The 1,815-nt window shown below is 72.6% G+C and carries 1 protein-coding gene; it reads right to left on the reverse strand.

The window, feature by feature from the left end:
* A partial coding sequence (locus tag IE277_RS46570) for a type I polyketide synthase (protein WP_229882605.1) occupies positions 1–1,815 on the reverse strand: 1,815 nt, incomplete at both ends.

Below are 1,815 nucleotides of genomic sequence, written 5' to 3' on the forward strand. Positions count from 1 at the left end.
AGCCTCCTCCAGGATCACGTGAGCGTTCGTGCCACTCAGACCGAACGAAGAGACACCCGCACGACGCACACGCTCGGCGGACGACGGCCACTCGACCGCCTCCGTCAGCAGCCTGACGTTGCCCGCCTCCCAGTCCACATGCGGCGTCGGCTCATCCACATGCAACGTCTTCGGCAGCAGGCCGTTCTGGAGGGAGAGGACCACCTTGATGACGCCGCTGACCCCGGCGGCGGCCTGGGTGTGGGCGATGTTGGACTTCAGGGAGCCCAGCCAGAGCGGCTTGTCCTCGTCCCGGTCCTGGCCGTACGTGGCGAGGACGGCCTGGGCCTCGATGGGGTCGCCGAGCTTGGTGCCCGTGCCATGGGCCTCAACAGCGTCGACGTCGGCGGTGGTCAGGCCCGCGGACGCCAGTGCCTGCTGGATGACCCGCTGCTGGGCCGGGCCGTTGGGGGCGGTCAGGCCGTTGGACGCGCCGTCCTGGTTCACGGCCGAGCTGCGCACCACCGCAAGGACCTGATGGCCGTTGCGACGCGCGTCGGAGAGACGCTCGACGACGAGGACGCCGACACCCTCCGACCAGGCGGCACCGTCGGCGGCACCCGCGAAGGACTTGCAGCGGCCGTCGGCGGCCAGTCCGCGCTGCCGGCTGAACTCGACGAACATGTCAGGGCTCGCCATCACCGCGACACCGCCGACCAGGGCCAGGTCGGACTCGCCGGAGCGCAGCGACTGGATGGCGAGGTGCAGGGAGACCAGCGAGGACGAGCAGGCCGTGTCGACGGTCATCGACGGGCCTTCCAGACCGAGGGTGTAGGACACCCGGCCCGAGATCAGGCTGCCGCCGGTGGAGGCGGAGGCGTCGGTGCCCTGGCCGTAGTCGTGGTACATCACACCCGCGAAGACGCCGGTGCGGCTGCCCTTGAGGGCGCGCGGGTCGATCCCGGCGCGCTCCAGGGCCTCCCAGGAGACCTCCAGCAGCTGGCGCTGCTGCGGGTCCATGTAGATGGCCTCGTTGGGGGCGATACCGAAGAAGTCGGGGTCGAAGTCCCCGGCGTCGTAGAGGAAGCCGCCCTCGTTGGCGTAGGTCTTGCCGGGGATGCCCGGCTCGGGGTCGTAGACGTCCGCGTCCCAGCCGCGGTCCGTCGGGAAGACCGAGACCCCGTCCCGGCCCTCGACGAGCAGCTGCCACAGTTCCTCGGGCGTGGTGACGCCGCCGGGCAGCCGGCAGCTCATGGAGACGATCGCGATCGGGTCGTCGGTGGCGGCGGAGGCCGTGATGGCGCGGCCGGTGGCCGGGGCGGTGGCCGGTCCGGCGAGGCTCTCGTCGAGGTAGGCGGCGACGGCGCGGGCGTTCGGGTAGTCGAAGACCAGCGTGGCGGGCAGCCGCAGACCGGTGACGGTGGCGAGCTGGTTGCGCAGTTCCACGGCGCTGAGGGAGTCGAAGCCCAGCTCCTGGAAGGCCCGGTCGGGTTCGACGGCGTCGGCCGAGGCATGCCCGAGCACGGCGGCGACGTTCTCCCGGGCCAGTTCCAGCAGCGCTTCGGCGCGCTCCTGGGCGGGCAGCGTGGCCAGGCGCGCGGCCAGGGCCGAACCGTCGGCGGACGCGCTCTGCGCACTGCGTCGGACCGCGCGGCGCTGCGCGGTCGCCGGGCGCAGGAGGGCGGCGACCTCGTCGGTACGGGCCTTGAGCGCGACGCCGTCGATGTGGAGTGGGACGGTGGCGGGGCGGCCGGAGACGAGCGCCGCGTCGAACAGCGCGAGGGCTTCCTCGGCCGACAGGGGCGGCAGCCCCTGCCGCTGCATCCGCTTGACGTC

The organism is Streptomyces alanosinicus, from assembly GCF_014650595.1.
In the GTDB taxonomy this organism is placed as follows: Bacteria; Actinomycetota; Actinomycetes; order Streptomycetales; family Streptomycetaceae; genus Streptomyces; species Streptomyces alanosinicus.